The sequence below is a fragment of the Ardenticatenales bacterium genome (assembly GCA_020634515.1).
Classification (GTDB): Bacteria; Chloroflexota; Anaerolineae; order Promineifilales; family Promineifilaceae; genus JAGVTM01.
Map to the genome: position 1 here is coordinate 102,977 of JACKBL010000011.1, position 6,000 is coordinate 108,976.

Annotated in this window: 2 protein-coding genes; both read left to right on the top strand. The window is 59.9% G+C overall.

Features of this window, described 5'->3' with window-relative positions:
• The first annotated feature begins 19 nt into the window (after positions 1-19).
• Positions 20-1,834 carry a S8 family serine peptidase gene (locus H6650_22165; protein ID MCB8954719.1) on the top strand — a complete coding sequence of 605 codons (1,815 nt, stop codon included), beginning with the start codon at positions 20-22 and terminating at the stop codon, positions 1,832-1,834.
• A gap of 870 nt (positions 1,835-2,704) precedes the next feature.
• On the top strand, positions 2,705-6,000 hold a 3,296-nt coding region (locus H6650_22170; GenBank protein MCB8954720.1), incomplete at its 3' end, for a carboxypeptidase regulatory-like domain-containing protein.

Genomic DNA, 6,000 nt, shown 5'->3' on the forward strand with positions numbered 1-6,000 from the left:
TACCCCTTATGGAGGTCTTATGTCCACAAAACGCTTATCATTTGTTGTGCTGCTCCTGTTGATGGTGGGAATTGCCGGCATTTTCGCTACCCGCACCACCCCCGCCACCGCCGCCAACTGGGAAAGCAAAGTCTCCTCCACCGTGCTGCAAGAAGTTGCCAACGGCCAGACCGAGTTCCTCGTCTTCCTGCAAGAACAGGCCGATCTGAGCGGCGCGGCCCAACTCAGCACCAAGCTGGAAAAAGGAACCTACGTCTATCAAGAACTGACCCGCGTCGCCCAGGCCACCCAGGGACCCATCCTGGCCGCGCTGGACGGTCTTGGCGTCAACTATCGCCCCTACTGGGTGGCGAACATGATCTGGGTGCGCGGTGGCGCGGACGTGGTGCAGGCGCTGGCCAGCCGCGACGACGTGGCCCACATTTATAGCAACCCCAGCGTCTTTGGCGGCGTGGAGCCAATGGAAGGGCTGCAAAACGCGCCGCAAGGCATTGAGTGGAACATCAGTCTCGTGGGCGCGCCAGACGTATGGGCCGCCGGCGATACGGGCCAGGGCGCGGTGATTGCCGGCCAGGATACCGGGTACGATTGGGATCATCCCGCCCTGATCAACCAGTACCGTGGCTACAACGGCGGCGGCGCCGACCACAATTACAGTTGGCACGACGCCATTCACGTCAACAACCCGAACACACCGCCCGGCAACCCCTGCGGTTTCGATTCCCCTGTTCCCTGCGATGATGTCAATCATGGCACGCACACGATGGGCACGATGGTTGGCGATGACGGCGGCAGCAACCAGATCGGCATGGCCCCGGGCGCGCGCTGGATCGGCTGCCGCAACATGGAAGAGGGCTGGGGGATGCCCTCGACCTACAGCGAATGTTTTGAGTGGTTCATTGCCCCCACGGATTTGAGCGGGCAAAATCCTGATCCGGCGATGGCCCCGGACGTGATCAGCAACTCCTGGAGCTGCCCCACGACGGAAGGCTGTACGGACCCGAACGTGATGTTGCAGGTGGTGGAGAATGTGCGCGCCGCCGGCATTTTCATCGCCGTTAGTGCCGGCAACAGCGGCTCCGGCTGCAGCAGTGTGAACACCCCCGCCGCCATCTACGATGCTTCCTTTACTGTGGGCGCGACCACCAGCAGCGACGTGATCGCCAGCTACAGCAGCCGCGGCCCCGTCACCGTAGACGGCAGCAACCGCCTCAAGCCGGACATCTCCGCGCCCGGCAGCAGCGTCCGCTCCAGCATCCCCGGCGGCGGCTACGCTACCTTCAGCGGCACGAGCATGGCTTCCCCGCACGTAGCCGGATTGGTGGGCCTTCTTGTCAGCGCCAACCCCACGCTGCACGGGCAGGTGGACCAGTTGGAAGCCATCATCACGGACACGGCGCTGCATCTGACGACCACGCAGAACTGCGGCGGCGTCCCTGGCGACCAGATTCCCAACAACACCTATGGCTATGGGCGCATCAATGCCCTGGCCGCTTATCAGGCCGTCGCCCCCGTGATGCAGTTGTCGTACCATTTCTACTGGTCCAATGGTAGCCAGAGTATGCGCGACATCTCCTTCTTCCAGGGCGGTCGTTTCGCGGATAGCACGGGCGCGCAGGGAGCGTGGGGCTACCAGGCCGCCAACCATCGCCTGATCCTCAGCTACGATCCAGGCGCGTCATGCACGGCGTTGGCCGTAGGCAACTTCACCGGTCCCTCCGGCGCGCAGGGCTGGGCCGTCTGCCGTGATGGTTCCGGGGTGTACGGCGTCTGGCAGGCGCAGTTTTTGGCCGGGGCGCTGCCGGAGTCCGCGCCGCTGGCGTTGAACAGGTAATAGTTTCCAGACTGGAGCAGTCTCCCGGACTGCTCCAGTCTCTTTCTACGTGGCGCGCCCCGCGCCTGGGGTTTCTTTGGGGGAGGAGGTGGTGGGGAATGATGCCGGCATTTTCCCGCGACAAAACTTCGCGTAGTCAAGAAAAATAGATAAACGGAATCGGCAAACTATAGGGAAAAAACAGCCGCGGCGGGGGTAGGATGCTTTACAGAAGTCGTTTGTTTGTGGTATTATGGGGCTGTTATCAGAGCCGGATAACATGTAGCAACCTGCTAATTTTGCTCGCGCCAGTAAGTGTTGTCTGTCAGGTTAAAAACAGTTGTTTTCGTTGCAGACAATACACAACGATTCCTTCAACATGATTCCTAAGTCGCTGGCCGCTCTACCCGCAAGCATCTTGTGGGGTAGGGGACGAAACCACCTGATGAGTAAAAAAAGTGTGCGCGTATTCCCGCCTGAGCAGGGCAGATGATCTTGCCCGCCGGGCCTTTTTGCGTTTGATCTCCGTCTCAGGTAGCCTGTTTGCATAGCGACCCTGGTAGTATCGGCATCTAGAGCAATGCAGTAATCACGTTCGTGTTGCACTTGTAGCCGTGGTTTTTGCAAGGAGGTGAGAATAGAAAAACTGCGTAACATAAACGAGGCGGTCAGCCCGCACTGTTTCGTATTCGTTTTGGCAAGCACACGGCAAAGAGCGAAAATCGTTGCAACCAAACACCTTACCCCATCCTCGTTGCTGTTCCTGAACCCAGATAGTCCTCACTTTTTGCTGACGACTTCTGGCAGCACTGGAGTCCATTTTTCTTTCTTGCGCTGCCCGGCCGTCAATTTACTGGCCTTTCTACTGCATTCTTTCAAACGGAGGGAAAAATGAAGCGCTTTAGAAACCTACTCTTGCTAAGCGTGGTTTTGTTAGTTCCCCTGATCTTCTTTCAGCGGGCTACGGCCATGCATTCGGATAAGGGTAGTCAATTATTGAATGCCGGCATCACCAACAGTGTGGATGCTGGTCAACTCACCTTTGACGTCAGCGCGCCTGTCGTCCCCCACGTCAGCCGTCCCTTGCGTGACCTGCCTCTGGCTGCTGATACCAAGCCAACCGGTGGCCAAGAAATCAACGCACCTCGCGGAGAAACCGTTATCGCCGGGGCGAACACCCAAATACAGGACCCGCTGGCAGCCAACAGTGTCAACGATGGCTTCACGCCCGACCCCCTCTTCACTTTTGAAGGCATCGGCGACCTGAACCTTTACACACCTCCCGACACCGTGGGAGACGTTGGACCTGACCACTACGTACAATTGGTCAATGTCAAGATGGCCGTTTGGGATAAAACGGGCAACCTTTTGTACGGCCCCGTGGACATCAATACCCTTTGGGATGGATTTGGCGGTGCCTGCGAAAACGACAACGACGGCGACCCCATCGTTCTTTACGACGATATGGCCGACCGCTGGATGATCTCGCAGTTTGCGCTCTCCAACTTGTCCGAATGCGTCGCTATCTCCACCACTTCAGACCCGCTTGGATCCTATTACCTGTACGGGTTCACCATGCCCGACTTCCCCGACTACCCCAAGTTCGGCATCTGGACAGACGGCTACTATGTGGGAACGAATACGGGCTTCCCGAACCAATACTACGCCCACGTGTTTGATCGCAACAGCATGTTGGTCGGCGCGCCGGCTACGCGGCAATCTTTCGGTGGGTATGCAAACTTCTTGATGCCGGCAGACGCTGATGGCACATTCGATCCTCCCGCCGGTATGCCTGAATACTTCTACACCAACTACTCGGCGGGCTATCCCAACCACCCGCCTGGGGTTGACCGCCTGGCTATTTACGAATTCCACGTAGACTGGGCCAACCCGGGCAACTCCACCTTCACCCTGGCCACGGAAATCCCCATCGCCGCCTACAACTACACCGTCTGCGGTTTCTTTGGCCCCGACTGTATCCCCGAACCCGCTCCTGGCGTCGGCCTCGACTCACTCTCCTGGTGGCCCATGGTGCGCCTGCAATATCGCAACCTCGGCCCCTATGAGGCCATGGTTGGCAACATCACCGTTGACCCCGATGGGACTGACAAGGCCGCCATCCGCTGGTTCGAGCTGCGCAAGGAAGGCGGCAACCCCTGGGCGCTCTACCAGGAAGGCACCTACTGGCCTGACAACTCCTACCGTTGGATGGGCAGTATTGCCATGGATGGCTCCGGTGACATCGCCCTCGGCTACAGCGTCTCCGATGCCACTGTCACCAAACCCTCCATTCGCTACGCCGTCCACGAATATGGCGACCCGCTGGGAACCATGCAGGCGGAAGCCTCTATTATGGAAGGCACGGGCGTGAACACGGGACCGTATGGCCGCTGGGGTGACTATAGCGCCATGTCGGTTGATCCGGTAGACCAGTGCACCTTCTGGTACACCAATGAGTACCACGACGTGACGGAAAACTCCTTCATGTGGAACACGCGCATTGGCGTCTTCCGCGTCCCGTCCTGCAGTGGTGGCCTCTACCCTGACTTCACCATTGCCGCCACGCCGGAATCCCAGGATATCTGCGTACCCGACAACACCGCTTTCAACATTGACATCGGGCAGATCCAGGGGTACACCGATCCTGTAACCCTCTCCGCCAGCGGCGTTCCTGCCGGTTACAGCGAGAGCTTCACCACGAATCCGGTGATTCCGCCCGGAACAAGCACAATGGACTTGATGGGTTCGGGAGCTGCTGTTGCCGGCAATTACGACATCGAAATCACCGGTACGGCCCCCACCAGCACGCACAGCACCATGGTGACGCTGAACCTGTACGATGCCACGCCCGGCGCGACTACCCTCACCTACCCGCCCGACAATGCGCAGGGCGTACCGCTCGTACCGACCTTCACCTGGACGCCTTCGGCGCAGGGCGCGACTTATCGCCTGCGCGTCTATGAAAGCGGTGTGCCAACCCCCATCTACGACATCGTCACGGAAGACACCAGTCACACGCTGGGCATTGTCCTCGATCCTGTCACCACCTACACCTGGACCGTGGTGCCGAGCAACGTCTGCGGTGATGGCGCGGAAGCCGGTCCCTACACCTTCGAGACCGCCGACATCCCCCCCATTCTCCTCGTGGACGACGACGACAACTCCCCCGATGTTCGTAGCTACTACACCGAAGCGCTTGACAGCCTCGGCCTCGTCTACGACATTTGGGACACCAACAACTCCGACAACGAACCTGGGTCAAGTGACCTGGCCCCATACTCCACCGTCATCTGGTTCACGGGTGACGAATTTGGCGGCGCGGCCGGTCCGGGCGCGGCGGGCGAAACGGCCCTCGGCGGCTGGCTGGACGGTGGCAACTGCCTCTTCATCAGCTCGCAGGACTACCACTATGACCGCGGCCAGACGGCCTTCATGACCAACTACCTCGGTCTCGGTTCGGCGACGGATGATGCCGGCAACTACGCCAGCGTCACCGGTCAGGGCACCGTCTTCGGTGGCCTCGGCCCCTACGCTCTCGCCTACCCCTTTACCGACTACTCTGACATCTTTGTTGCCGGCGCGGGTGCCGAACTCGGCTTCATCGGCGACAACAGCAACGGCGCTGCCCTCGACAAAGATAGCGGCGTCTACCGCACCACCTTCTGGGCCTTCCCCTTCGAAGCCATCTCCCTCCTGGAAGGCCGGCTGGAAGTCATGCAAATCGTTGTTAACTGGTGCGGTGCGGGTGTTGACACCGGTACGCTCTCCGGAACGGTGACAGACCTGGATAGTGGCGCCGGCATTGATGGCGCAACGATCACCGCGGTCGGCAGCACCGGCTCCCGTACGACCCACACCAACGCCAGCGGCGACTATGCCATGACGCTGGCTGTTGGCGACTACGACGTGACGGCGGAAGCGGACAACTACGTTCCCGAAACCGTCTACGGCGTGACCATCATCACGGACACCGTCACCACGCAAGACTTCGCCCTGCAAGGCTCCCTGTTTAGCTACTCGCCCGACTACGTTGAACAAACGATGGAAATCGGCGATGTGGTCAGCACCACCATCACCGTGATGAACGATGGTCCGCTGCCCATTGACTGGCAGGCCAGCATCGGCGGTTACGGCGGCCCCGGCCCCGTGAGCGTGCGGCCGGTGTCCATCAACATTCCGCGCTTTGT

Excerpts from the sequence above, each read along its gene's own strand:
- H6650_22165 (MCB8954719.1), top strand. The coding sequence starts at position 20 with ATGTCCACAAAACGCTTATCATTTGTTGTGCTGCTCCTGTTGATGGTG.